This is a genomic window from Seonamhaeicola sp. ABD4_175 (genome assembly GCF_056160885.1).
Genome location: NZ_JBSWYC010000001.1, coordinates 1,056,567 through 1,082,720, shown reverse-complemented (window position 1 = coordinate 1,082,720; position 26,154 = coordinate 1,056,567). Strand labels below are relative to the sequence as shown.

18 protein-coding genes are annotated in these 26,154 nt (G+C 32.4%); 8 read left to right on the top strand and 10 right to left on the bottom strand.

Features of this window, described 5'->3' with window-relative positions; genetic code table 11:
* Position 1: 1 nt before the first annotated feature.
* Entirely contained in the window at positions 2 to 481 is a 480-nt protein-coding gene (locus tag ACXAG4_RS04355; protein ID WP_475294847.1) for an N-acetyltransferase family protein, read from the bottom strand.
* 123 nt (positions 482 to 604) lie between these two features.
* Here ACXAG4_RS04355 and fbp point away from each other — a divergent pair, with 123 nt between their 5' ends.
* Complete coding sequence (gene fbp / locus ACXAG4_RS04350; RefSeq protein ID WP_475294846.1) at positions 605 to 1,615, top strand: class 1 fructose-bisphosphatase; 1,011 nt, start codon at positions 605 to 607, stop codon at positions 1,613 to 1,615.
* A 2-nt stretch (positions 1,616 to 1,617) separates the two neighbouring features.
* On the opposite strand, the gene ACXAG4_RS04345 is transcribed toward fbp, so the two are convergent.
* From ACXAG4_RS04345 to ACXAG4_RS04320, 6 genes are all read right to left on the bottom strand, one after another.
* The gene (locus ACXAG4_RS04345) at positions 1,618 to 3,276 is read right to left on the bottom strand and encodes an ArnT family glycosyltransferase (protein ID WP_475294845.1); all 1,659 of its coding nucleotides are present in this window, start codon (positions 3,274 to 3,276) and stop codon (positions 1,618 to 1,620) included.
* 201 nt (positions 3,277 to 3,477) lie between these two features.
* Complete coding sequence (locus ACXAG4_RS04340; RefSeq protein WP_475294844.1) at positions 3,478 to 4,011, bottom strand: hypothetical protein; 534 nt, start codon at positions 4,009 to 4,011, stop codon at positions 3,478 to 3,480.
* A gap of 45 nt (positions 4,012 to 4,056) precedes the next feature.
* Entirely contained in the window at positions 4,057 to 5,037 is a 981-nt protein-coding gene (locus tag ACXAG4_RS04335; RefSeq protein WP_475294843.1) for a T9SS type A sorting domain-containing protein, read from the bottom strand.
* A gap of 1 nt (position 5,038) precedes the next feature.
* The gene (locus tag ACXAG4_RS04330) at positions 5,039 to 6,034 is read right to left on the bottom strand and encodes a right-handed parallel beta-helix repeat-containing protein (RefSeq protein ID WP_475294842.1); all 996 of its coding nucleotides are present in this window, start codon (positions 6,032 to 6,034) and stop codon (positions 5,039 to 5,041) included.
* A 64-nt stretch (positions 6,035 to 6,098) separates the two neighbouring features.
* Positions 6,099 to 6,956 (bottom strand): hypothetical protein, encoded by an 858-nt coding sequence (locus tag ACXAG4_RS04325; protein WP_475294841.1) that lies wholly within the window; start codon positions 6,954 to 6,956, stop codon positions 6,099 to 6,101.
* Positions 6,946 to 7,380: a hypothetical protein gene (locus ACXAG4_RS04320; RefSeq protein WP_475294840.1), complete on the bottom strand. Its 435-nt coding sequence runs from the start codon at positions 7,378 to 7,380 to the stop codon at positions 6,946 to 6,948. Before ACXAG4_RS04320 ends, ACXAG4_RS04325 begins: the two co-directional genes overlap by 11 nt.
* A gap of 179 nt (positions 7,381 to 7,559) precedes the next feature.
* On the opposite strand from ACXAG4_RS04320, the gene ACXAG4_RS04315 reads away from it, so the two are divergent.
* Complete coding sequence (locus tag ACXAG4_RS04315) at positions 7,560 to 9,614, top strand: tetratricopeptide repeat-containing sensor histidine kinase (RefSeq protein WP_475294839.1); 2,055 nt, start codon at positions 7,560 to 7,562, stop codon at positions 9,612 to 9,614.
* Complete coding sequence (locus tag ACXAG4_RS04310; RefSeq protein ID WP_475294838.1) at positions 9,604 to 10,353, top strand: LytR/AlgR family response regulator transcription factor; 750 nt, start codon at positions 9,604 to 9,606, stop codon at positions 10,351 to 10,353. The genes ACXAG4_RS04315 and ACXAG4_RS04310 overlap by 11 nt, the downstream gene beginning before the upstream one ends.
* Before the next feature lie 54 nt (positions 10,354 to 10,407).
* Here the strand turns inward: ACXAG4_RS04310 and ACXAG4_RS04305 are convergent, their stop codons facing one another.
* Together ACXAG4_RS04305 and gltB are read right to left on the bottom strand one after the other, a co-directional pair.
* Entirely contained in the window at positions 10,408 to 11,871 is a 1,464-nt protein-coding gene (locus ACXAG4_RS04305) for a glutamate synthase subunit beta (protein ID WP_475294837.1), read from the bottom strand.
* 2 nt (positions 11,872 to 11,873) lie between these two features.
* On the bottom strand, positions 11,874 to 16,388 hold the full coding sequence (gene gltB / locus ACXAG4_RS04300; RefSeq protein ID WP_475294836.1) for a glutamate synthase large subunit: 4,515 nt from the start codon (positions 16,386 to 16,388) through the stop codon (positions 11,874 to 11,876).
* A gap of 465 nt (positions 16,389 to 16,853) precedes the next feature.
* On the opposite strand from gltB, the gene ACXAG4_RS04295 reads away from it, so the two are divergent.
* From ACXAG4_RS04295 to ACXAG4_RS04280, 4 genes are all read left to right on the top strand, one after another.
* Complete coding sequence (locus tag ACXAG4_RS04295) at positions 16,854 to 17,855, top strand: outer membrane beta-barrel protein (protein ID WP_475294835.1); 1,002 nt, start codon at positions 16,854 to 16,856, stop codon at positions 17,853 to 17,855.
* An 84-nt stretch (positions 17,856 to 17,939) separates the two neighbouring features.
* A complete protein-coding gene (locus tag ACXAG4_RS04290) occupies positions 17,940 to 19,208 on the top strand; it encodes an ammonium transporter (protein ID WP_475294834.1) in 1,269 nt (422 codons plus the stop codon).
* A 180-nt stretch (positions 19,209 to 19,388) separates the two neighbouring features.
* Complete coding sequence (locus tag ACXAG4_RS04285) at positions 19,389 to 19,727, top strand: P-II family nitrogen regulator (RefSeq protein ID WP_475294833.1); 339 nt, start codon at positions 19,389 to 19,391, stop codon at positions 19,725 to 19,727.
* A gap of 37 nt (positions 19,728 to 19,764) precedes the next feature.
* Complete coding sequence (locus ACXAG4_RS04280; protein WP_475294832.1) at positions 19,765 to 21,006, top strand: ammonium transporter; 1,242 nt, start codon at positions 19,765 to 19,767, stop codon at positions 21,004 to 21,006.
* Between the two features lie 409 nt (positions 21,007 to 21,415).
* Here the strand turns inward: ACXAG4_RS04280 and ACXAG4_RS04275 are convergent, their stop codons facing one another.
* Positions 21,416 to 24,007: a phosphoenolpyruvate carboxylase gene (locus ACXAG4_RS04275; protein WP_475294831.1), complete on the bottom strand. Its 2,592-nt coding sequence runs from the start codon at positions 24,005 to 24,007 to the stop codon at positions 21,416 to 21,418.
* 293 nt (positions 24,008 to 24,300) lie between these two features.
* Between ACXAG4_RS04275 and ACXAG4_RS04270 the strand changes: the two genes are divergently transcribed.
* Entirely contained in the window at positions 24,301 to 26,106 is a 1,806-nt protein-coding gene (locus ACXAG4_RS04270; protein WP_475294830.1) for a hypothetical protein, read from the top strand.
* The last annotated feature ends 48 nt before the right edge of the window (positions 26,107 to 26,154 follow it).

Here is a 26,154-nt window from a genome sequence, read left to right as displayed (position 1 = left end):
TTTAAAGTTTTGCTATGTAGTTTTTTATGCTTTCTTGGTTCATTTGTACCACATCCCAATCGCGCATAACGTTAGCGCCTTTGCTTTGGTAAAATTTTATGGCGGGTTCATTCCAGTCTAGCACTTCCCAATTAATACGTTTTACGCCTAAACTATGCCCGTATTTAACAACTTCATCAAGCAGTTTAGTGCCAATTCCAGCACCACGGTATTTATTGCTTACAATTAAATCTTCTAAATGAATTATTTTTCCTTTCCAAGTAGAGTATCGGTTGTATACAAGTGCAATACCCTCAACGCTTTTATTAACTTCTGCAACAAAGCATGTAAAGGCTGGTTGTTGGCCAAAGCCATCATTAATTAAATCTTCAACAGTAACTTCAACAGCATGGGGTTCTTTTTCAAATTCGGCCAGTTCATTTATTAAAGATAAAACTGCAGGCATATCATGTTGCGTTGCTTTTCTAATATTAAATTGCATAGTAAATTTTATATTTTCAAATATAAGTTAAAGAAAAATAAAGTTTTCATTATTCTAATACGAAAACGTTGTAGTTAATAGAAATTTAATTGATATTTGTAAAGAATTTAATACTAAATATTTATGACCCACCAAAAACAAACGCTAGGTGAATTTATTATTAAGAATCAAGCATCTTTTAAATATTCTTCTGGTGAATTGTCTAGTTTACTAAACTCTATTAGGCTTGCCGCAAAAGTTGTTAATCATGAAGTTAATAAAGCTGGTTTAGTTGATATTTTGGGCGCTGTTGGCGATACCAATATACAAGGTGAAGACCAACAAAAACTTGATGTTTATGCCAATACTAAGTTTATACAAACGCTTACAAAGCGTAATATTGTTTGTGGTATTGCAAGTGAAGAAGAAGACGATTTTATAACAATTAATAGCCAAGATGAAAACCACGGAAATAAATATGTAGTATTAATTGATCCGTTAGATGGTTCATCAAACATTGATGTAAACGTATCTGTAGGTACTATTTTTTCAATTTACAGACGTATAACACCTATTGGAACACCCGTGCAACTAGAAGATTTTTTACAAAAAGGAAGTGAGCAAGTTGCCGCTGGTTATGTGGTTTACGGCACATCAACCATGTTAGTGTACACCACCGGCGATGGTGTAAATGGTTTTACATTAAACCCTGCAATAGGTTCTTTTTACCTATCGCATCCTTGTATGGAGTTTCCTGAAGATGGTAATATTTATTCGGTTAACGAGGGTAACTATGTGCACTTTCCGCAGGGTATAAAAAACTACATAAAATACTGTCAGGAAGAGGTTGATGATAGACCTTACACCTCAAGATATATAGGCTCTTTGGTGTCTGATTTTCATAGAAACATGATAAAAGGCGGTATTTATTTGTATCCGCAAAGTTCAAAAAATCCAAATGGAAAATTAAGGTTGCTTTATGAATGTAATCCTATGGCATTTTTAGCAGAACAAGCTAATGGAAAAGCAAGCGATGGTTTTACTAGAATTATGGATGTTGAACCAACTGAACTACACCAACGTGTACCGTTTATTTGTGGTAGTAAAAATATGGTTGACAAAGCCGAAGCATTTATGCGTAAAGCCCAAAACTAGTATTATTTTATTTGTAATAAATATGCTTTTTGAAGCACAGTATTACGTGTTTCAGGATTTAGAAAATTAAATGTCAATTTAGTAACGCGGTAATGATTAAACTCATGTTTTTTACTCAAATTTACGTGAGTTTTAAGCGTGTCTAATTGTTGTTTGTAAGCAAATAACCAAGCCCCTTTTTTTAGTGTGCTTAATTTGTTAACCGAAACCCGAGAAAGGTTTTTTTGTGTGTAAAACTCTAAAGACCAGCTTTGTTTTCCTTCTAATATATAAACATCATTAGTATTAATATTTTCTGATGCTATAATTTTTGAAGCATTATTACCCGCTTGATACTTTAATAAATTTGGGTAGAACATCATATTTAAACAAAAGTTTATAAACACCATAAATAACACAGATGTAGTTATTAGTTTTATATGTGTAGCACTTGGCTTTTTAAAATGATAAAACATAATAAAAAGTAAAACTAAAAGGCACAAAACAAAAATTACAAATGAAATTTTAAAAGCCCAGTAACATAAAAAAAGAACCAAAACACTACCTAAACTAAGCGTTATATACTGCGTTGTTAAAAGTATTTTTAAAGTTTTTGTTTTGCCATTTTCTTTTAAAAATAATATATATCCAGCTACTAAAACGGCTGCAATAGGAAATAAGCTATTTAAATAATGAGGTAATTTAAATTTTGAAAAACTCATAACAACTAAGGCTGCTAATACACCTATTGATGTTAAGGTTTCTTGGTTTTTAATATCTTTAAATTTGGAGGTTACATGTTGTTTTATTCTTGTAAAAAGTGCTGCATAAAAAATTAAACTCCAAGGTAAAAAAGCCCAAAGAATGGTGTGAAAAAAGAATAAATAATCGGGGCTTGTTGGTTTGAAACCACGCGATGTTAAACGATTAAAACTTTGATCCCACAAAATAAATTTAATACCAGAAACATTTTTTTGTCCGTTAAATACTTTTTCAGGATGTAAATCAAATTGATAATAATAAGCGTATAAAACAGGACTAATACTTAACGCAAAAACCAATAGACCTATTATAGATTTCCAATTAAAAACCAATATTAGTTTCCGTTTATATAAAACATAACTTAATGTACAAACTCCTAAAATAAAAACACCCAAAAGTCCTTTTGTTGAAAATGCTAAACTCGCAAAAAAAGCTCCAAAAATTAAATGTTTAAGTTTTTCAGAGTTTACATAGCATACAATTTGCCACAAACTTAAAATTACTGAACCAGTTAAAACAGCATCAGTTCTCACGTCATGGTTAGCTAAAAAAATAGCTTGTGTTGATAAAAAAATTAAAGCAGCAGGGTGTCCGTTTCCTTTTTGGTAAAGCGTATTGGCTAGTTTAAAACAAGCAAAAACACCACCAAATGTAAACAGTAAAGCAGGAATTCTATATGCCCAATGATAAACTCCAAATATTTTGAATGATAGAGCGGCTAACCAAAAGTGCAAATGTGGTTTATCTAAATAAGGGTTTTCGCCTCTGTAAATATTAAAAAAATCGTTTTCAAGATACATGCGCATTGCCATGGTGGCATGTTGCGCAGAATCGTTTTCCATTAACGGAATAAACAAACCTGTTATATAAATTATTAATAAAAGACTATATAAAATTGTATAATCTTTTTTTTGAAGCAAAAACACCATTTTAAGTTTGGTTTAATGGTGCAATTTATAAAGATGAAACAGTTTATTTATACGCCATTAAAGAAATTAACTATTTAATAATTTTAGCATGCATTACATGTTGAAACTAAAAAAGCGGACTTAATAAAAGCCCGCTTACCATTAACTATTTTAACTAACAACCAGTAAAAAATAGTAAATTACTTATGTTTTTTACCACGATATAGTGCCATTCATTGTTAAAATTTTACCCGAAACGGTATTTATAACGGTTGTATTATTAAAAACAACTTCTTTTTCACTTTTACTAACACTAAAACCGCTACCACAATCGGTATTGTTAGCTGAGGATGTTGTTGGTGTTGAGCAAACATACCTATATTCTGTACTGTTTTTTACTATTACCATAGATATAACTTTATTAACAGCAGCAGTATCTTCAGTATCAAATTGAGCGGCAACAATTACAAAACCGCTAGTGGCACCATTGCTTGAGTTAATTTCATCACCATCAATAGTAGTGTTTTTATCTAAAAGTGTCACAGATTTTGTGGTACCTGTAGAGCTTAAACCATCTAAATTAATGTTTCCAACGGTTAAAGATGTGCCCACAAAAGATGTATCATCACCTGAAAGCTGAATGGTTCCTGAAACGTTAGAATTTTGGCTATCAGTATCATCACTACTTGAACATTGTAAATAAAATAACGACAGTATTGTAAGAATTAAAACTTTTGTTTTTTTCATTGTTGAGTGGGTTTTAAGTACGGTAAATAAGTAAATGCTAAAACTTTATTTTTTTATTATTTTGAATGAAGCGTTGCCCACGTTAGTTTGTAAATTTAAAATGTACATACCGCTTTTTAATTGATGTAGCTCTAGTGTTTTTGTGTTTTTAATTGTTGAGAACACAGTTTTGCCAAGGGTATTATAAATTTTAATAGCTTTAATATTTGTGTTTGAAGGAACGTTAATATTAACATGATTTTTGAATGGCGAAGGATATAAACTAATATTTTTATGTAAGCTAGTTTCTGTGCTTAATGAGTTATCAATGTTAAAAAGTGCAGTGTCATAAATAGACCAATCGCCGTTAGTATCTTGAACTCTAACATAAAAAACATGTTCTCCTTCAGCTAAACCTGTGGTGTTAATATTTAGTGTTTGCGTGTTTTGTGATGCATCGCCAAAGGCTACTTGTGTTCCATTGCCCACTCCAGGATCAGTATCTATAAAATACTCGGCATTGGTTACTTGATGCGATGAAAAATCAAAGGTTTTTATGTAAATAGTTTGTCTGTCATATAAACTCCAATTACCATTGCTATCTTGAGTTCTTAAATAAAAACTATGAAAACCTTCAGTTAACCCATTTGTTGGAATTGTAAAAACCTGGCTTAAACTACCTGAATTGCTATCAATAGTAAGCGGATTACCGTTACCTATTCCAGGGTCGGTATCAAAAAAGTATTCAGCAACTGCAATATTCGCTATTAAAAAACTTTTTAGGTAAAAATGGTGTCTGTCATACAAACTCCATTTTCCATTATTATGCTGGGTTCTTATATATAAATTATGAAATCCTTCGCTTAGCGTATTTGTTGCAATTGTGTACGTTTGTGTTAAAACACCGGTATTTCCATTAACAGTAAGTGCGGTTCCATTACCAACACCAGGATCAGTATTAAAAAAATACTCTGCGCTAATTATATTTTGGCAAATAGCATTTAAGCTAAAAAGTACCAAAAAGCATATTAAAATGCATTTTTTCATATTAGTTGGTATTTGTGTTTATGGTAACACTAAGGTTGGCTCCGGGGGCAATTCTATCTGTAATATCAGTAATTTTTACTGTTGGAATGCCATTGGTATATCCATAATTATTAAATGCATTTGAACCATCAAATAGTCCCATATCTACGCCGCCAGCACCTGTACCAATTGCCGGAGAACCAGCTTGTAAATTATAATCATCTGTTAATGCATTAAATGCGCTGCCTGTAGCGCTCACAAAGTTTGGGTTTTGATTGTTTAAATTATTACTGCCAGATAAGTTACTGTAGTTACCACTACCTAAATTGTAGGTTAAGCAATTTTCAAAATTAACACCTGTAGAGTTTATGTTTAATGTTGTACTAGATGATTCTATAAATATACAATTTTGAACATCTAAATTTCCTGTAGCGTTATTTACATTAATTGGGGCTGAAGCATCTATAAATATGTTGTTTTTTATAGTTACAGATTCAGGATAATAAACGTAAATATTATCAGTAATAACATTATTGCTAATTGTTGTATTGGTATAATTAGTATATGTAGAAGAGTTACTTGCAATTCTAAAAAGAATATTTCCTCTAATAAGCATATTATTTACGCCAGCATTGTTGGTGTTAGACCAAAAAGTGCCTTCAATATAATTGTTTTCAATAATCAAATTTGTTATTGCTGTAGATGGGTTTAAGGCGTTTATATCATTTGTTATATTAAAACCTGTTATTGTAACATTAGATGCGTTGTTAAGTAAATCAACCTCATCTATCATTGATTTTTTATCAGCATCACTGTGTGAAAAACCAATAAGTGTTAATGGTTTATCAATATCAATATCTCCATAATTTATTTCAGAGGCGTGTACATATATGATGTCTCCGTTACTTGCGGCACTAATTGCACTTTGTAAATCACTGTATTGGGCGTTTGCTCCAACTGAATTATCAACAGTTAATGTGTTTTGGGCTTTTAGAAAAAAAATGCATAGCAAAGCCATGATCAAAAGGGTGTTTTTTGATGTCATTGTGTTTTGTTTTAAAGGATTAATTAATAGCTAAATTTTATAGTTTGAATAACTTTTTTAAGTCCTTTTTAGGTTTTGATGTAGTTGGTTTTTTAGGTTGAGTTGTTGTGTTAACAGCAGGAATTTGTTTTTGTTGGTTTGTATTAATAGAATTATCTGGTGTTGGTTGTTCAGGTGTACTGCCTTTAATTCCTGCTTTACGTTTTACTAAAGCCACCAGAATTTTGGTGTCTTGGTGGTAATAATACCCGTAACCATAGCCATTGTTGTAAACATTATTATAAACATCAATAGCTTCGGTGTAGCGTTTTTGTTCTTCTAAAATCCAGCCTAAAAGCGTTTGTTCTTTTTTTAAGTATGCAGAATTGTAGCCTGTTTTATGCAGCTTTAGGCTTTGTCTAACATCGGCTTCGGCTAATTGTAATTCGCCTAAATAAAAATAGGTTTCTGCACGTCTGTAATATGCGGTAGAGTTAGGTGTCATGGCTACTTGTTGGTCTAAACGCTCTAATTGTGAACGTGACACGCGTGCTTTAGCAGACATGAGTTTGCGTTGCCTTTCTTCTTCAAGAATTTGATAATACATATCGCAACTATTAACAAGCTCATAAAAGAATTTAAATTTAAGTTCTTTTCTTAACTCTTGCCCTTTTTTGTATTTAAGTTGTTGGTTTTCTTCGTTTATGCTAGCATCAATAGCACTAGCATGGTTTGGTAGTGTTTTGTTAAAACAATACTCGTAGGCACTTCTACTATTTCTTACTTCGTTTATTTTGTTTTCAAAGCAATTACAAATATCGTTTTTAAACTGGGTTTTGTAGCCTTGAGCAATCATTGTATTCGGTAACAATGTTAACAAAAAAATAGTTGCAATTATGTGTAATTTATTCTTCATCTTCTTTAGTATTGGTGCCAGTTGCATAGCCTTTTACCGTTTTTAGGCAGTATTTTAGTGCTTTTTTTGATTTGTTTAGGTTTGCCGTAGCTTTTAGTTTTTTTAAATAAGCACCATCATCAGAAAGATCATCAATTAAATCTGGTAATACGTGTAGTAAACTATCAATGTTTTTTTCTGCTTTAGTAACAACTTCAGATTCTAATTCAGAGGGTATATCTACACCTGCAGTAGTTAAACTATCATAAACAAAAACCTTGTTATATAAGTCAAATGATTGTGTTACAAAAACATCAACAGTTTTAATGTTTGATGCCCGTTTAGGTTCGGTTAATCGTTTAGGTTGAGAGTAACCAATAGCTACATTAAAAAAAATAATAAATAGCATACCCAAAAGGGTGTGTGTGTGAGGTAGAGATTTCATTCTTGTTAGGATTAATTAATAGCAAATTAAAAATAAGGCTATAACGTATAATGAAATACTTAAATTTATTATTTGGCGGGTTTCAGTTATTATTTGTAGGTTTTTTTATTGTGAATTAACAGTATATTCTTTCTGTTGTTTATATATTTGGCTTAACAACAATATTTTAACCCTTTTGTATGTGTAAAAAAATAAGTTACTTGTTTTTTTTACTAAGTTCTTTTTTGGTTGCTCAACAAAAAGAAATTGATTCTTTAGAAAACCAATTAAAAAACACAAAATTGGCAGATTCTACACGATTGAATTTGCTAACAGACCTTGGCTATTACTACTATAACATAAATGCCAATAAAGGTTTAAAAGTATTGGATGAAGCTATTGTTATAGCCAAAAACTTAAAAAATACCGATAAGGAGGCCAGAGCATACCAATATAAAGGGCATAATTACTCAACAATTGGTAAAGATTCTATGGCATTGGCCATGTATGATAAAGCTGGTGAAGTATATAAAACCAATAACAACTACAATAAACAAGCACGCCTTATTTATAACAAAGGCCTTATTTATTTTAATAAAAGCAATTATGTAAAGGCTAACAATTGTAATGTTCAAGCTTTTGAGGCATTTAAAAAAGCAAACGATAGTGTTTTAATGGCAAAAATGCTTAATAGTATGGGTATAAACTATATGTATTTGTCTGATTATCCATCATCTTTATCAAAGTATTTAGAAGCACTTACTATTTATAGAAATTTAAATGATACTATTAGTTTAGATTTTGCAAATGCTAGCCAAAACTTAGGTATTTTATATACTAAATTAAAAACTTATAATAAGGCCTTAGTGTATCATGAAAAAGCCGCAAAAATTTACCAAAAGTTAGAGTATGAATACGGTTTAGCTAATAGTTACAATAACATTGGTAATATTTATGATTATTTAAAGCAACAACAAAAAGCCATTAATAATTACCAAAAATCGTATGATATAATGCAAAAAAACGGCAATAAATTAGGTATGGCTAATGCATTAACCAACATAGGAATTGTAAACGTTGGTTTAAACAAACATAACCAAGCCCTAAACTATTTTAATAAAGCAAAAGCGTTATATGAAACTTTAGGCAACACTAATAATTTAGCAATAGTTTATGAGTACATTGGTGAAAATTACTTAAACACAAACAGTTTAAATAAAGCTAAAAATAATTATCAAAAGGCCTATAGTTTAGCAAAAAATGCGCAAAGCTTATCATTACAAGTCTCAGCTTTAGAAGGTTTAACTCAAGTAAATAAGCAATTAAAAAACTATAAAAACGCTTATAATTATTTAAGTGAGGCTGTTACATTAAAAGACAGTTTTAATTCTATAGAAAACAAAGAAGAGTTGGTAAGACTTGAAGAAAAATATAAGTATCAAAACGAAAAAAATATATTAGAAAACAACCATAAACAAGAACAGTTACTTTTTAAAAATGAGTTAAAAAGACAAAAATTTATAAAAACCACCTATTTATTAGGAGGTAGTATTGTTGTATGTTTTATAATAGGTTTAATGGTTTTTTATAAGAAGAAACAAAAAGCCGATTATAACGCCAAAGTTGCAACAACCGAATTAAAAGCGCTACGTGCACAAATGAATCCGCATTTTATATTCAACACCTTAAACGCTATAAATAATTATATTGTTAGTAATAAGGTTGATGATGCTTCAAATTATCTCACTAAATTCTCTAAATTAATGCGGCAAACTTTAGAGGTTAGTATGTATGAAAACATTACTGTTGAAGAAGATTTAAAGTTATTAGAAAATTATTTAGATATTGAAAAAAAACGTCTTCCTAACGGGTTTAATTACCTAATTAATATTGATAAAAATATAGACGTAAACAATACGCTAGTGCCATCAATGATTATGCAACCCTTTGTTGAAAATGCTATTTGGCATGGTATATCTAAACTAGATGTTGAAGGATTTATTACTATTCAAATAAAAAAAATAAACAACCAACAGTTGTGTTACAGTGTAGATGATAATGGTGTTGGTATAGCTTCTAAAAAGAAAAAGAATATTGAGCATACATCATTAGGAATTAAAATTACAAACGATAGAATTGCAGTAATAAACAAAACCCAAAAAACAAATGCACAGGTTAAAATTATAAGTAAATCAGTTGGTACCAGAGTAGAAGTTATATTACCATTTCAAATAGCATATTTAAATGATGATTAATACAATAATTATAGATGATGAACAGCATTGTATTGATGCTTTACTTAAACTAACAAGCAAATACAATCATGTTTTTAATGTTTTAAAAACATGTACTAATGTTGCAGATGCGGTAGAAGCCACAAAAGCCTTAAAGCCCAATTTAGTTTTTTTAGATGTTGAAATAAATAATACCACAGGTTTTGAGTACTTGAAGCAAGTGGCGCATTTAAATTTTATGGTTGTTTTCACAACGGCCTACAGTAAATATGCCGTAAAAGCGTTTAAATTTGCAGCGCTACATTATTTGTTAAAACCTATTGATTTTGATGATTTTGATGAGGTTGTAAATAGGTTAAAATCTCAAAAATCTACACAAGATGTTAGTACAAAAATAGATACCTTACTTTATAATTTAAAAGAAGATAATACTAAAAAAAGAATAAGTGTAAATACAGCCAATGAGTGTGTTGTTTTAAATGTTTCTAATATTATTTATTGTGAGGCTAAAGTAAATTATACTGATATTTATATTGAAAATGGAAAGAAAATAACAAGTTCAAAAACCCTAAAGCGTTTTGAAGAAATGCTACAAGAAAGTGGTTTTTACAGAGTGAGTCAATCATGTTTAGTAAACTTAAGCCATGTTAAGAAATACACAAAAACAAAACCACCATATGCTGTTATGAGTAATACCGAAAAAGTGAAAGTATCATTAAGTAGTAAAGAGGGTTTTTTAAAACAGTTAATAAATTTATAAGCATAAAAAAAGCGAACTGAAAAGTTCGCTTTTTTTATGGATTATATATAGTTTTTAAAGAGCTACTAAATCACCTTCTGCATTTTTAGTTGGAAGGTCTGATTTTCCCATTAAAAATATATCAACTTGTCTTGCAGCTTCTCTACCTTCAGAAATTGCCCAAACAATTAAAGATTGCCCACGGCGCATATCGCCAGCAGCAAAAATGTTTGGTACATTTGTTTGGTATTTACCATATTCAGCTTTGTAATTTGAGCGCGCATCTTTTTCAATACCTAATTTATCGGCTAAAGTACTTTCAGGACCTGTAAAACCTAAAGCTAATAATGCTAAATCACAAGGCCATGTTTTTTCAGTACCTTCAATTTCAACCAATTTTGGTCTTTCACCAGGAATCATTTCCCATTCAACATTAACGGTTTTTAAGGCTGTTAATTTTCCGTTTTTATCTTTAATAAATTCTTTAGTGTTAATTAGCCAGTTGCGTTCAACGCCTTCTTCGTGTGAAGAAGATGTTTTTAACTGTAATGGCCAATAAGGCCAAGGAGTAGATGGCGAACGGTGCCCTGGAGGTTTTGGCATAATTTCAAAGTTAGTAACAGATTTTGCACCTTGGCGGTTTGATGTACCAATACAATCTGAACCAGTATCACCACCACCAATTACAATTACATCTTTACCAGTAGCTAATACTTGATTTTTTACTTCTTTGCCAAAAACAACTTTTGTTTGTTGTGTTAAAAAGTGCATTGCTTGTACAACACCATCGGCATCAATGCCAGGTGTTGGTAAGCTACGTCTTTCTGTAGCACCGCCACAAAGTACAATAGCATCAAAAGCCTTTAATTCTTTCACATCATAATTAACCCCAACATTTACATTGGTTTTAAAGGTGATTCCTTCGGCTTCTAATATTGCTACACGTCTATCTATGATGCCTTTTTCCATTTTAAAGTTAGGAATACCGTAGCGTAACAAACCACCTATTTCATCGTCACGTTCAAAAACAGTTACTGTATGGCCAGCTCTGTTTAATTGTTGCGCTGTAGCTAAACCAGCAGGTCCTGAGCCTACAACAGCTACAGTTTTACCAGTACGTACTTTTGGTGGTTGAGGTTTTATCCAGCCTTCTTTAAAAGCACGTTCAACGATGTTTTTTTCAATATTTTCAATAGATACAGGGTCTTCAATAATACCTAATACACATGATTTTTCACATGGTGCAGGGCATAATCTACCTGTAAACTCTGGGAAATTGTTAGTTGAGTGTAATATCCAAGAAGCTTTTTTCCATTCGCCTTGATGAACCATGTGGTTAAAATCTGGAATTAAATTACCAAGCGGGCAACCACTATGGCAAAACGGAATACCGCAGTCCATACAACGTGATCCTTGTTTTGATATTTCTTCCTCAGATAACGGAACAGTAAATTCTTTATAATGCTTTACACGTTCATCAACTGATTTGTAAGCTTCGTCTTGTCTTTCAAATTCTTTAAATCCTGTTACTTTTCCCATGACTATGCAATTGTTAATTCTTCAACCATTGGTTCTTCGTTAGCTATTCTTTCTAAAGCTACTTTATATTCTTTTGGCATTACTTTTACAAACTTAGGTAAGTAATCATTCCAGTTTGCTAAAACGTCTTTACCTTTGTTACTATTTGTGTAGGCTACGTGGTTTGTTATTAGTTGTTTTAATTCTGCTTCATCAGCTTCGGTAATAGGATCAAAATCAATTGTTTCTTCATTACATAAACCTTTTGTAAATTGATCAGCTTCATTTAAAACAAAGGCATAACCACCACTCATACCTGCGGCAAAATTTCTGCCTGTTTTACCAAGTACTACTATTTTACCACCAGTCATATACTCACAACAGTGGTCTCCAACACCTTCAACTACCGCAGTTGCACCAGAGTTACGTACAGCAAAACGCTCACCAGCAATACCGTTAATGTAGGCTTCACCTTGTACGGCACCAAATAAGCATACATTACCAACAATAATGTTTTCTTCGGCAACAAAATCGGCTTGGGTTGGTTTTTTAACAATTAGTTTTGCACCAGATAAACCTTTACCAAGGTAATCGTTTGTGTTTCCTTCTAATTTAAAGGTTAAACCGTGTGCACCAAAAGCGCCAAAACTTTGTCCTGCAGAACCTGTGAAATTGATGTTTAACGTGTCTTCAGGTAAGCCTAAATGGCCATAAATTTTAGAAATTTCGTTACTAACAATAGCACCAACTGTTCTGTTAATGTTGCTTATTTTGTATGATAAATTTGTTTTCTCTTTACGGTATAAAGCTCGGTGAGAATCTTTTAATATTTTGAAATCTAAAACGTCCTCTAAATCATGATCTTGCTTTTCAGTATTTCTAATAGTAAGATTGTTATACTCGGCAGGTCTGTGTAAAATACTAGATAAATCTAAACCTTTAGCCTTATAGTGTTTTATAGCTTTATTAGCGTTAATTTTTTGGGTTTGCCCTACCATTTCAGAAATTGTTCTGAACCCTAATTGTGCCATAATACCTCTTAATTCTTCGGCAACATAGTAGAAGAAGTTAATAACGTGTTCTGGCGTGCCTTTAAAGTTTTTACGCAACTCTTTGTCTTGTGTAGCAACACCTACCGGACATGTGTTTAAATGACACTTACGCATCATGATACAACCTGAGGCCACTAATGGTGCGGTTGCAAAACCAAACTCTTCAGCGCCTAGTAAAGCTGCTATAGCAACATCACGTCCTGTTTTTAATTGTCCGTCACATTCAACAACAATTCTACTTCTTAAGTTATTAAGAACTAATGTTTGTTGCGCTTCAGATAAACCAAGCTCCCAAGGTAAACCAGCGTGTTTTAATGATGTTAGTGGAGAAGCTCCAGTACCACCATCAAACCCTGAAATAAGTACAACATCAGCTTTGGCTTTAGCTACACCGGCAGCAATGGTACCAACACCAACTTCAGATACTAATTTAACGTTAATTCTAGCATCACGATTGGCATTTTTAAGATCGTAAATTAATTGCGCTAAATCTTCAATAGAGTAAATATCGTGATGTGGCGGTGGTGAAATTAAACCAACAAATGGTGTAGAGTTTCTGGCATCTGCAATCCATGGTAAAACTTTTTCACCAGGAAGCTGGCCACCTTCACCAGGTTTAGCACCTTGTGCCATTTTAATTTGAATTTCTTTGGCGTTTGATAAATAGTGTGATGTTACACCAAAACGCCCTGAAGCAACCTGTTTAATGGCAGAGTTACGGCTATCGCCATTAACGTCTTTTTGGAAACGACGTCTGTCTTCGCCACCTTCGCCAGAGTTAGATTTACCGCCAATACGGTTCATAGCAATGGCTAGGTTTTCATGAGCTTCTCTAGAAATAGACCCGTAAGACATAGCGCCTGTTTTAAAACGCTTAACAATTTCTGTCCAAGGTTCTACTTCTTCAATAGGAATTGGGTCTAATTTATCAAACTCAAATAAACCACGAATAGTCATTAACCTTTCGGCTTGTTCGTTGATGGTTTTTGAGTAAATATCGTAACTTTTTTGATCACTTAACCTAACAGCTTGTTGTAATTTAGCAACTGTTGTTGGGTTAAACATGTGGCGCTCGCCATTACGTCTCCAACGGTAATCGCCTCCAATATTTAAACCTAAGCGGTTTTTAATTTGTGTATCTGGATAAGCGTATTTATAGCGTTCGCTAATTTCTTTTTCAATTTCATATAAGCCAATACCTTCAATTCTTGAGGCTGTATATGGGAAATATTTTTCAACAAATGCAGAGTTGAAACCAACAATTTCAAAAATTTGAGAACCTCTGTATGAGTGTAATGTAGAGATTCCAATTTTATTCATAATTTTTAATAAACCTTTACCAATGGCTTTGTTGAAGTTTTCTACAGCTTCATCTTCATTGTAATCTGTAATAAAACCTTCTTTCACCTGCATTCTAATAATTTCATTAACCATGTACGGGTTAATTGCAGATGCACCATAGCCAAATAATGTGGCAAAGTGGTGTGGTTCACGAGGTTCGGCAGATTCAATAATAATATCAAAATATGAACGCTTACGCAAACGGTTTAATTGGTGGTTTACATATGAACACGCTAATAAAGCAGGAATTGGTGCGAAATCTTTATTTACACCTCTGTCTGATAGAATGATAATATTTGTTTTTCTATCAAGTGCTTTTTCAACTTGTTTTATAATATCTTCTAAAGCATTTTCCAATCCGTTTAATCCTTGTTCTTTAGGATATAACATGTGGATGGTTTCTGCTTTAAAGCTTTCAATATTAATGGTTCTAATTTTTTCTAAATCGGCATTAGAAATAACAGGGTTTTGAATTCTTAATTTTCTACACTGTCTTTCAGTAATGCTGAAAATATTGCGGTCTTTACCAAGATTTAAACTAATATCGGTTACAATTTCTTCACGTATACCATCTAATGGTGGGTTTGTTACTTGCGCAAATAATTGTTTAAAGTAGTTTGAAATTAGTTGAGGTCTGTCTGATAACACAGCCAAAGGCGTATCAATACCCATTGAGCCAAGAGCTTCTTTACCTTTTTGCGCCATTGGTGTTATAACATCTTGTATGTCTTCAATGGTATAGTTAAATAAGCGTTGGCGTGTTTTAGTATCAATAGTTTCTATTGGGCAAGTTTCATTGGTGTAAGGTACATCTCTTAAGTGTAGCCTTGTTTTATCTAACCATTCTTTATATGGTCTTTCAGAAACTATTTTATTTTTTATTTCGTCATCACCAATAATACGTCCTTCGTTCATATCAACTAAGAACATTTTACCTGGTTCTAGGCGTCCGTGTTTTTCAATATCTGTTGGGTCAATATCAACAACACCAACTTCTGAAGACATAATTAGTTTACCGCTTTTGGTAAGGGTGTAGCGTGATGGTCTAAGGCCATTTCTATCTAAAAGAGCACCAATATAATCACCATCAGTAAATGGTATAGATGCAGGCCCATCCCAAGGTTCCATAATACAGCAATTGTATTCATAAAATGCCTTTTTCTCTGGGCTCATGGTGTTGTGTTTTTCCCATGCTTCAGGAATCATCATCATCATTATTTCTGGCAAAGAACGATTGGTGTGTGTTAAAAGTTCTACCACCATATCCATTGATGCAGAATCTGATTTTCCTGGCAATACAATAGGGAAAAGTTTATCTATTTGTGGGCCAAAAACATCACTTTTCATGATTTCTTCGCGCACGCGCATTCTACTTACGTTACCTCTTAGGGTGTTAATTTCACCATTTTGACACATAAAGCGGAATGGTTGTGCTAACTCCCAAGCGGGCATGGTGTTAGTAGAGAAGCGTTGGTGCACCAGCGCTAACCTAGTAACAAGATCTTGTTGCTGTAAATCTGTATAATAAGGCCCAATATCTTCAGGCATTATAATACCTTTATATATTAAGGTTGTAGTTGATAAACTAGGAATGTAAAAGTAATCGCTTTGTGAAATTTTAGATAATCTAATTTCATGCTCAGCTATTTTTCTGGCAGCGTATAATTTGGCTTTAAAAGTAGCTTCTTCTATAGCATCGGTTTTACCAATAAAAATTTGTTCAATTTCTGGTTCAGATGCTTTAGCAATGGCTCCTAATTGCGATGAATCTACAGGTACAGTTCTCCACCCTAAAATAGAAAGTCCTTGTGCTTTTATTTCTCGTTCAAAAATGTTTTTGCAAAATTGGTATTGGTTTTTAATTTTTGGTAAAAACACCATACCAACGGCATACTCTCTGGGCGCAGGTAAATTAAAATTACATACGCGGTTAAAATAATCATGAGGGATATCAATTAATAAACCAGCACCATCACCTGTTTTTCCATCGGCACTAACACCACCACGGTGCTCTAGTTTTACTAAAATTTCTAAAGCATCATGAATGATTTGATTTGTTTTTTCTCCTTTAAGATTACAAATAAAGCCGGCACCACAGTTTTCGTGTTCAAATTCCGGCGAATACAATCCTTGTTTCTTAAGCATAATCAACTAATTATATTGGTTTAAAGCGTGACTAAGTAAGCTAAGATAGGCATACATTTTAAATATATAATAATGGTGAATTCATTATTTCGATTTTAATGGTGAACTAGAGCTAAAAATAATTATATGTTAATATTAGTCTATAATTTTAATAAATATTCAATTGCTAAAATGCAATGATAAATGCGGATATGTGAATTAATCATAACAAAACTTGAAGTTATTGAAAATAACACAATTAAAACTTTGAAAATACTGACAATAATTCAATTTAATGAGTTGTTAAAAAATTAAAAAATTAAAAAATAAACATAATACCCCTAAAAAAATGGGGGTAAAATTAAAATATCATCAAAAGTTATTCATTTACCCCTATTTTTTATGGGGGTTAAAAGTTTTTGGCATAGTTTAGCCTCGTTCTTAAGGAAAATAACTAATAAAAATTAATCTTAAATGAAAACAATTATGAAAAAATTATTTACGCTTTCATTCCTTTTTGTAGCAACTGTTTTATTTGCACAAGAAGAAGAGAAAAAATCACCTTTAACAATTTCAGGTAGTGTTGATGCTTATTATCAAACATATTTAACTGCTCCTGATGATGCAGGCGTTTCTTTTGGAACTGCTTTTGCAGGAAAATCTGGTTTTGCTTTAGGTATGGCAAATATTATTGCTAGTTACGAAGGTGAAAAAGCTGGAGTAGTTTTAGATTTAGTAACTGGACCAAGAGGTGCTGGTGCAACTTTTAATAGCGATATTGTTGATGGTATTGTAAATCAAGCTTATGTTTACTGGAATGTATCTGAAAGCACTACGTTAACATTTGGTAGATGGAATACATTTTTAGGGTATGAAGTTATTGCGCCAGCAGCAAACTTTAACTACAGTACGTCTTACTTATTCTCTAGTGGACCTTTTTCTCATATGGGTTTAAAAGCAGATTTTGCTTTATCTGATGACTTTAGCTTAATGTTAGCAATTACTAACCCATGGGATACTAATGATGTTTCTATGACAGGCGAGTATGCTTTAGGTGCTCAATTAGGGTATAAAGGGCAATTCTTAAACCTATATTATGACAGTGGAAACAATGGTGGTTTAGGTTTTGAAGTTGATTATACTGGTGGTTTTGATTTATCTGATTCATTCTTTTTAGGTATCAACGCTGCTTATAATGATAATGATGGTGAAGGTTTCTACGGTGCTGCACTATATCCTCAAGTTGCTACTTCTGATAGCTTTTCAATTGGTTTAAGAGGTGAGTACTATGGTTTACATGGCGAAGGTGATGATTTACCAAGTGTATTTGCTACAACTTTAACTGGTAGCTATACTGTTGATAACTTAATTATTAAACCAGAAATCAGATTAGATTCTTGGAGTAATGATATGCCATACATTGATAGTGATGGTGCTGCAGCAGATAACTTAGCTGCATTTACTTTAGCCGCAATCTACTCTTTCTAATATATATAATACAGTTTAGGTGTTCTGTAGCAGAGCACCTAAACATTTCAAAAAAAATAAATTACTAACCGTAAAACAATTATTATGTCTTTATACAACATACCTCTTTTTTTTCAAGACACCGCCGCTATTGAAGGCGATATGGGAATGCTATGGATGCTTATATCTGGTATCTTAGTATTTTTAATGCAAGCAGGATTCACGTTAGTGGAGTCTGGAATGACACGTTCTAAAAACGTGGTTAATATAGCCATGAAAAACGTACTAGATATAGCCGTAGGATCACTTGTTTATTGGGGTGTAGGTTATTCATTAATGTATGGAGATACAAATGGTTTGATTGGTTGGAGTGGTTTTGCTTTTAACCAAGGACCTGCAGATTTATTCTTTCAAACTGTATTTTGTGCTACTGCTGCAACTATTGTATCAGGTGCTATTGCTGGTAGAACAAAATATAACACGTATATCATTTTCTCTATTGTAATGACTGCTTTAATTTACCCAATAGCAGGTGGATGGCAATGGAATGGCGATGGTTGGTTAGCTCAAATGGGCTTTATTGACTTTGCTGGTTCTTCAATTGTACACGCCGTAGGTGGTTGGGCTGCATTAATTGGTGCTGCATTAGTTGGTCCAAGATTAGGAAAATATACCGAAGATGGTAAAGCTGTTGAAATTCCAGGTCATAACAAATTATTAGGTGCTTTAGGTGTATTTATCCTATGGTTCGGATGGTTTGGTTTTAACGGTGGTTCTCAATTAGCTTGGGGTGGAGATGATGCTGTAGGTGCTTCTATGGTAGTGTTAGTTACTAACTTAGCTGCTTCTGGTGGTGCTTTAGGTGCGTTAATTATCTCTTGGGTTAAATACAAAAAACCAAATTTAGATATGACATTAAACGGAGCCTTAGCTGGTTTAGTAAGTATTACTGCAGGATGTGGTAACATGGGCGAAGGTGGTGCAATAATAGCTGGTTTAATTGGAGGTATTATTGTAGTATTCTCAATGGAGTTTGTTGAGCAAAAATTAAAAATTGATGATGCTGTTGGTGCGTTTTCAGTACACGGTTTAGCCGGTGCTTGGGGAACACTTGTAATTGGTTTATGGGGTATTGATGGCGATGCTGGTATTGGTTTATTCAATGGCGGTGGTTCAAGTCAGTTTGTAACACAATTAATAGGTACACTTGCATACGCTGCTTGGGCAGTTGTAACATCATTTATTTTCTTCTTTGTGCTTAAGAAAACAATGGGACTTAGAGTTACTGAAAAAGAAGAAATTGAAGGTCTTGATTTATCAGAACACGGTGCATTAGCTTACCCTGGTAAAAGACAAAGAGAAATAGAAGATTAGTATTTCTTTATAAAATAAGCTTTTAAGCTTGATAAAATGGATGCCTGAGAATTTCCTTAAGGCATCCATTTTTGATGAAAAAAAATATTTCAATTTTCAATAAACGCAACCAATAACTTATATTGTACCAACTAACACGCAATTTGTTACTAATTAAACAAATTATTAAAATTAAATATTATGAAAAAAATTGAAGCAATCATTAGAAAATCCAAGTACAGTGCTGTAAAAGAAGCTTTGCACGATGTTGGAGTTAACTTTTTTTCTTACTGGGACGTAACCGGTCTGGGAAATGAAAAAGAAGGGCACGTTTACCGCGGTGTGTCTTACAGTACTAGTGATATTCAACGTAGATATTTATCTATAGTTGTAAATAATGATTTCGAAGAAACTACAATTAATGCCATTTTAAACTCAGCTGCAACTGGTGAAGTTGGAGACGGAAAAATTTTCGTGTCTGACGTTTCAGAATGCTACAGAATACGAACTGGCGAAAAAGGTGGAGACACATTAAAATAACAACAACTAAATTAAAAACTCTTAAAGAAAACGAATTATGGAAGGATTATTTACAGCAAATAACGTATGGATGATGATTTGTACGGCACTTGTGTTTTTTATGCACACAGGATTTGCTTTTTTAGAAATAGGACTTACAAGACAAAAAAATACTATTAACATTTTATTTAAAAATATTTTTATCATTACAGTTGGGCTACTGTTATACTACATAGCAGGTTTTAACTTAATGTACCCTGGTTTTGCCGAGGGTTCTGCTGGAATTTTTGACTTTCCTGGTTTTGGTATAGCGCCGCCAGAAAACGGAATGACTCCAGAATATGCCGATGGCGGTTACACATGGTGGACAGACTTTTTATTTCAAGGTATGTTTGCAGCTACAGCGGCAACAATAGTATCTGGTGCTGTTGCAGAGCGTATTAAAATTGGCCCATTTATGGTTTTTACTGTTATATATGTAGGTTTAATTTATCCAATAGCTGGTTCATGGAAATGGGGTGGTGGTTTCTTAGATATGAGAGAAACACCTTTTTATGATTTTGCAGGTTCTACTTTAGTACACTCTGTAGGTGGTTGGGCTGCTTTAGTGGCAGTTTGGTTACTTGGTGCTAGAATTGGTAAGTTTGATAAACAAGGAAAACCACAAGCTATTCCTGGGCATAATATACCTTTAGCTACGGCCGGTGTATTAATACTTTGGTTAGGTTGGTTTGGTTTTAATGGTGGTTCTGTGTTATCTGCAGATCCTGAGTTAACATCATTAACCTTAGTAACTACATGTTTAGCTGCGGCTGCAGGTGGTGTAGTGTCTGCTCTTGTATCATTTTTACGTTATAAAAACTTAGATTTAACCATGTTTTTAAATGGTATTTTAGGTGGTTTAGTTGGTATTACTGCTGGCGCAGACCAAATGACACCTGAAGATGCTATAATTATAGGTGCTATTGCTGGTGCTTTAATTGTATTTGCCGTTAGTTTTGTAGATAAAATTAAATTAGATGACCCTGTAGGTGCTATTGCTGTACATTTAGTATGTGGTATTTGGGGTACTTTAGCGGTTGGTTTATTTGGTGTGTTAGCTGGTGTAGATCAGTTTATTAGTCAATTAGTTGGTGTGTTATCATACGCAGCTATTTGTATACCGTCTGCTTTCTTAATTTTCTTTATTATGAAGAAAACAGTTGGTATTAGAGTTTCTGAAAAAGAAGAGCTAGAAGGCTTAGATGCTCATGAGCATGGTATGGATGCTTATGCCGATTTTAGAATGAATGAACACTAATAAAATTTAGATTATTATATAGTTAGTAAAAAGAGGTTCTTATTTTTGTATTTTTAAGAGCCTCTTTTTTTATTTAAGGTATTAATACTTTTAAATTAACCCTAACTTAGAGGTATTTATAGCCCCAAGCGAAAGTTTGGGGCTTGTTTTTTGTAATAATATTGTGTTAAATTGAAACTATAATTACCCCTTTTTGCTTTAATTGTAAGCTAATTTCCTTTTGGTTCAATATTTTAACTTTTCAAGATAAAAAAACATTTTAAAATATAAGTTTAATGTGTTTTTTGTTATAAATTGTAACCGGTTTAAAGTTGTTGTAACTTTTAGTTTTTTCCTTAATTTAGAACATAAAAAAAGCCTTCAATTTCTTGAAGGCTTTTTTGTTTTTTAAAAATATTACGTTGTTTTATTAAGCTGAATTTCTACTAGCATTAATATTACCAAATAGAGAGCGTGTAACTATTTTTTCAAAAATTAGCTTCTCAGGATTATCATTTGCTACCCCAGCTTTTTCTAACTCTTGTACTTTTTTAAGTGCGTACTGTTGTATAGTTAAAAGAGGTAAAACAATAGATTCTCTAACTTCAATAGAAGCTTTGCCTGATGGTTCATTCTCCATAAGTTCACTGTAACCAGTAAGCTTTAATAACAGTCTTTTGGTAATTTGATATTCTTCAAAAATAATATTCCAAAATGCACCAAACTCTTCGTCTTTAGCCATATACTTGGTTAAATCAAAGAATGATTTGGTTAAAGACATCATACTATTTTCTAAAAGTGTTTTAAAGAATTTTGAATTGTTATAAAGTTGTTCAACTTTTTGCCACTCGCCATTGTCTTCATAAGCTTTTAGTGCAGTACCAACGCCATAAAAACCTGGTACATTTTGTTTTAATTGGCTCCAAGAACCAACAAAAGGTATAGCTCTAAGATCTGAGAATACTAATTTATCAGATGTACCACGTTTTGATGGCCTACTACCAATATTAGTTTTAGCATAGTATTTTAAAGTACTCATGCGCTCTAAATATGGTATAAACATTGGGTGGCTTTTAAAATCTTTATAGGTTTGATAGCTTGTTTCTGCTAAGTCTGTCATAACAGCTCTATCTTCATCAGATAAGCGATTCTTTTCACCATCAATCCTATTTTTAATACCAGAACTTATTAATTGTTCTAAGTTGTATTGTGAAGAATGGTTTGTACCAAAGTTAGAGCTTACTGTTTGCCCTTGAATAGTTATTTGTACTTCTTTATCTTCAATTGTAGGCCCTAATGATGAATAGAAATTATGTGTTTTTCCGCCGCCACGAGCTGGTGGTCCACCACGTCCGTCAAAGAAAATAACAGTAACATCGTATTTTCTAGACATTTCAGTTAGTAATTCTTTGGCTTTATAAATACCCCAGTTGGCCATAAGGTAACCACCATCTTTAGTACCATCAGAGAAACCTAACATAATATGTTGTTTGTTGCCTCTGGCTTTTAAATGCGCTCTATATTCCGGGTTTGTATAAAGTTGCTCCATTACGCTTGGTGCATTTTCTAAATCTGGAATAGTTTCAAATAATGGCGCTACATCAACCGTTAAATCATCTTTAAAAGATACCATTCTTAACATGGCAAAAAGTTGCATTACGTTAAGGGCTGTTTGGTTGTTGCTTATAATGTAACGGTTGGCTCCACGTTCGCCGTTTGCTTTTTGAATGTCTTTAATAATGGCAATGGTTTTTAATGTATTTCTAACCATTTCATCTTCAAAAGCATCTAAATCGCCAACATCATCGGTAGCTTTTGATAGTATTTCAATTTGCTCAGCTTCAGATAAAGTGTGATAATTTTCTGGAAATGATGATGTTCCTGTAGCAATTAAACTATCAATAACGGTAGTAAATACACTGTGGTGTATTCTACTATCTTGCCTAATATCTAATGATGCAAACCTGTATTCAAATAAATGAACACGGTTTATAAGGTTGTTAATTTCGGTAACGTATAATGATTGGTGTTCGTTTACAATTACATCTCTAATGCTTAAAAGTTCTGCCTTTAGTTCTTTAACGCTAATGGCTTTTTTAGATTTTAAGTTTATGCTGTAATCATACATTATAGTTTCTAAACGTATAATTCTGTCTTCAACACCTCTAAATGTTAGTTTTTTACGTAAATCTCTTAAATCTTGATAGTATTTTTTAAGAATTGCTTTTTTAAGCTTTTTGGCAACTTTAAGTGTTGTTTCTGGTTTTACAAAAGGGTTTCCATCGCGGTCACCACCTGGCCAGAAACCAATATTTATAATGTCGTTATGTTTTTTACCATCATCATAAATATTAGATTGTATGTAGTTATATATATCGCCAAATGTTTTATAAAAAACGTTTTCTAAATACCAAATTAGGCTTTTAGCTTCTTGGTAAGGGGTTGGTTTTTTATGTTTAAAAAATGGCGTTTTACCTAACTGCCCAAACAGGTTGTTAATTTCAGTTAAGTCGTTGTTTTTAATAGCCTCGGTAAGGTTTGTAATAATACCTAAAACAGAGCCTGGATAAAACTGCGTTGGGTGTGCTGTTAGCACTATACGTACTTTAAATTCTTCAAGAAATTGTTTTAATTCTTCAAGTTTACCTTCAGATCTGGCATTGCCTTTAAGGTTTCTTAAAGTACCAACACCATCCATATTGTTTACAATAGGAAATGCGGCATCTTCAATGGCGTCAAATAGTACTACTTGCCTTTCAATGTACTGAATAAAACGGAATAGTAGGTTTATTTGACTTTCCTCGGTGCGTCTTGCTTGGTATTTTTTAAAGAATGTTTCAACAATAGTTGTTGGGTCATCACCTTTAGCAAAACCTTTTTCGCAAGTTTCATGAAAAAGAGGAAGTAATACACCAGTTTTTGTAACAGAATCAAAAGGTAAAGTCATAAATATACTGTTGTATATTTGGTATTTTGACATTACGTTATGATTAAATCGCTTTAATTTTGGTTCAATAGACATTCTTTAGTTTTATGAATAATTAATAATTATTTGTTAGTAAAAATACTAAAGGATTATGAAAGCCCCTTAACCCGCATTAAGTTTTATTAATAATTTGGCATAATGTTGAACAAATTATCAATAATTAAAGAAACGCTTTATATCTTTTTACTTTTTGTAAGCAATTTTAGTGGTTGTATTAAGCTGTGTGCGTTATTACGCATGATAAATATCATATTATGTAGTAATTACTGAATTTATCTTCGTTTTTTCTTAGTTCAAATAATCTAAAAAATCATTCAATTTTTATAGTTATGAGACAACCTCATTCATTTCACATTCCAGTTATGGGTATAGCATTTACTATTGATACTCCATTAAAAGTTGCACACTATGGTATAAACTCAGTAATTTCTTTGGTAGATGATATTTTGCTAGAAAAACTTCGAAAAATGTACTGCGAAAAATTTGAAATGCAATACACTGAAATAACCAATAAAGTAAAAGATTTTAGAGCAAAACGTATTACCTCATATCTGAATTTGATGAATTATTTAGTTGATGAAAAATTCACAGCTTTAAAAAATGATTCTTTAGATAAAGTTGAAGACATAAAAACCCATTTAAGCATGTTGCCATGTGGTGCGGTTTTAAAACAAGAATTTACAAAATTACTTAAAAGTGGTATTGCTGTTTCTGAAATTAAAAATTGGTTGTCAAAACATTTAAAACAAGGAAGTATTGATGTAAATATAATGACAAAAGTTGATAAAGAAAACACATTTAACAAGCAACAATTACCAACAGAATATAATGATGCGCATGCTGCTTTAAGAGGTTTTGCAAATAGTAAACTAGAATCTTCGGTTGTGTTATCGGCAGGTTTAAACCCAAGGTTGTATGCATATATGGCGCAATTTGATGATTTTTTTCCTAATAAAAATGGCCAAATAAAAAAGAAAATAATTTTAAAAGTAAGTGATTATCGGTCGGCTTTAGTACAAGGTAAATTTCTTGCCAAAAAAGGCTTATGGGTTTCTGAGTACAGAATAGAATCTGGTTTAAACTGTGGAGGGCATGCCTTTGCAACTGATGGTTATTTGCTAGGGCCCGTTTTACAAGAATTTAAAGATAAACGCGAAACACTAACAAACACTATACATGAGGTGTTAATTGGCGCGTTAAAAACAGCTGGTAAAACGCTGCCAAAAACTCAATTGGAAACAGCAATTTCTGCGCAAGGTGGTGTTGGCACACATTGGGAACATTCGTTTTTACTAAACGAATATAAATTAGATTCTGTAGGTTGGGGTAGCCCATTTTTATTGGTGCCAGAAGCTACCACTGTAGATAATGATACGCTAAATAAATTGGCAAATGCCCAAGAAAACGATTTGTATTTAAGTGATATTTCGCCACTTGGTGTGCCATTCAATAGTTTAAAAAATAATACAAAAGACATTGAAAAAAATAAGCTAATTTTAAAACAAAGACCCGGCAGTTCTTGCCCAAAAAAGTTTGTGGCTCTCAATAAAGAGTTTACTGAAAAAGGTATCTGTACAGCATCAAGAGAGTATCAGTATTTAAAACTTAAGGCGCTTGATGCCCAAAATTTATCTACTGATGCCTATAAGAAAGCATTTAATAGTATAACTCAAAAATCGTGTACCTGTGTTGGGTTGGGCACATCGGCTTTGTTAGCGTATAATTTAAGCACAAAAGTTGAAGGAAAAGGTGTTTCTGTTTGCCCAGGACCAAATATGGCTTACTATTCAAAAATAATGAGTTTGAAAAATATTACAGATCATATTTATGGCAGAGACAATATGGTAACAGATGCAAACAGACCAAATATGTTTATTAAAGAACTTAATATTTATATAGATTTTATTTTGAAAAAAATAGATGCTGTAAAAAGTAATATGAACAAAAAAGAAGTTAACTACATTATGGCATTTACAAACAATTTAAATAATGGTATTACGTACTACAAAAGGTTGTTTAATGGCGCAAAAACCGTATTTGAAGATACAAAACAACAAGCCTTAAATGAGCTTGATAAAAACGAATGTTTACTAAATAAACTGCAACAGCAACTACAACAAAAAACACCATTTTAAAAATAATACAAGTATTTGTTTGGCAAATATTTAATTTTTTAATTAAAC

What these genes read in the sequence shown, in the direction of transcription:
- ACXAG4_RS04305 (WP_475294837.1), bottom strand. Translation starts at nt 11,871, where the DNA reads ATGGGAAAAGTAACAGGATTTAAAGAATTTGAAAGACAAGACGAAGCT.
- ACXAG4_RS04275 (WP_475294831.1), bottom strand. Translation starts at nt 24,007, where the DNA reads ATGTCTATTGAACCAAAATTAAAGCGATTTAATCATAACGTAATGTCA.
- ACXAG4_RS04310 (WP_475294838.1), top strand. Translation starts at nt 9,604, where the DNA reads ATGATGATTAATACAATAATTATAGATGATGAACAGCATTGTATTGAT.
- gltB (WP_475294836.1), bottom strand. Translation starts at nt 16,388, where the DNA reads ATGCTTAAGAAACAAGGATTGTATTCGCCGGAATTTGAACACGAAAAC.
- ACXAG4_RS04325 (WP_475294841.1), bottom strand. Translation starts at nt 6,956, where the DNA reads ATGAAGAATAAATTACACATAATTGCAACTATTTTTTTGTTAACATTG.
- ACXAG4_RS04270 (WP_475294830.1), top strand. Translation starts at nt 24,301, where the DNA reads ATGAGACAACCTCATTCATTTCACATTCCAGTTATGGGTATAGCATTT.
- ACXAG4_RS04280 (WP_475294832.1), top strand. Translation starts at nt 19,765, where the DNA reads ATGGAAGGATTATTTACAGCAAATAACGTATGGATGATGATTTGTACG.
- ACXAG4_RS04335 (WP_475294843.1), bottom strand. Translation starts at nt 5,037, where the DNA reads ATGAAAAAATGCATTTTAATATGCTTTTTGGTACTTTTTAGCTTAAAT.
- ACXAG4_RS04315 (WP_475294839.1), top strand. Translation starts at nt 7,560, where the DNA reads ATGTGTAAAAAAATAAGTTACTTGTTTTTTTTACTAAGTTCTTTTTTG.
- ACXAG4_RS04285 (WP_475294833.1), top strand. Translation starts at nt 19,389, where the DNA reads ATGAAAAAAATTGAAGCAATCATTAGAAAATCCAAGTACAGTGCTGTA.
- ACXAG4_RS04290 (WP_475294834.1), top strand. Translation starts at nt 17,940, where the DNA reads ATGTCTTTATACAACATACCTCTTTTTTTTCAAGACACCGCCGCTATT.
- fbp (WP_475294846.1), top strand. Translation starts at nt 605, where the DNA reads ATGACCCACCAAAAACAAACGCTAGGTGAATTTATTATTAAGAATCAA.
- ACXAG4_RS04355 (WP_475294847.1), bottom strand. Translation starts at nt 481, where the DNA reads ATGCAATTTAATATTAGAAAAGCAACGCAACATGATATGCCTGCAGTT.
- ACXAG4_RS04330 (WP_475294842.1), bottom strand. Translation starts at nt 6,034, where the DNA reads ATGGCTTTGCTATGCATTTTTTTTCTAAAAGCCCAAAACACATTAACT.
- ACXAG4_RS04295 (WP_475294835.1), top strand. Translation starts at nt 16,854, where the DNA reads ATGAAAAAATTATTTACGCTTTCATTCCTTTTTGTAGCAACTGTTTTA.
- ACXAG4_RS04320 (WP_475294840.1), bottom strand. Translation starts at nt 7,380, where the DNA reads ATGAAATCTCTACCTCACACACACACCCTTTTGGGTATGCTATTTATT.
- ACXAG4_RS04340 (WP_475294844.1), bottom strand. Translation starts at nt 4,011, where the DNA reads ATGAAAAAAACAAAAGTTTTAATTCTTACAATACTGTCGTTATTTTAT.